This is a genomic window from Brevibacterium samyangense (assembly GCF_039529845.1).
GTDB classification, from domain to species: Bacteria; Actinomycetota; Actinomycetes; order Actinomycetales; family Brevibacteriaceae; genus Brevibacterium; species Brevibacterium samyangense.
Genome location: NZ_BAAANO010000035.1, coordinates 123213 through 123686 on the forward strand (window position 1 = coordinate 123213; position 474 = coordinate 123686).

The 474-nt window shown below is 63.9% G+C and carries 1 protein-coding gene; it reads left to right on the forward strand.

Annotation, left to right across the window (positions count from 1 at the left end):
• Window positions 1-111: 111 nt before the first annotated feature.
• Window positions 112-474: hypothetical protein (locus tag ABD172_RS14565; RefSeq protein WP_344310831.1), on the forward strand; the 363-nt coding region annotated here is incomplete at its 3' end.

Here is a 474-nt window from a genome sequence, read left to right on the forward strand (position 1 = left end):
GCGGCTGCGGAGGCCACCGCTGCGGCACAGACGGCTGCCGAGGAACTCGCAGCGGCTCCGGACGGGGAGTACTTCGGTTCCTACGAGAACGGTGGCGCGCGGCCCACGTACGTGACGATGTCGATCTCCGGAACGCGATTGACCCTGACCGAACTCCGGCGTGACGGTGTCATCGCCGGTAACGAACTCACGGCGGAATTCGATCGCGACGGGCTCGCGGGCACTCTCACCGAGGGTGGAGCACCGCTCGCGTTCACGTCCTCCGACGGTCGAGAGGGAGAGATCTCCGTCCGTGTCGTCGCTTCCGCCGAAGGCGAGCCCTCCACCAAAGTGGCGGTGTCTGCACCCTTCGGGTCGACCAACGAGAACATCTTCGGCGGCCACGAAACCGTCACGGTGTCATTTGGTCTGTGTCAAATTTTGTGGACAGTGAAACGTAAATCTTCCTCGGGTCAAGCAGCGGCTGGTACGGCC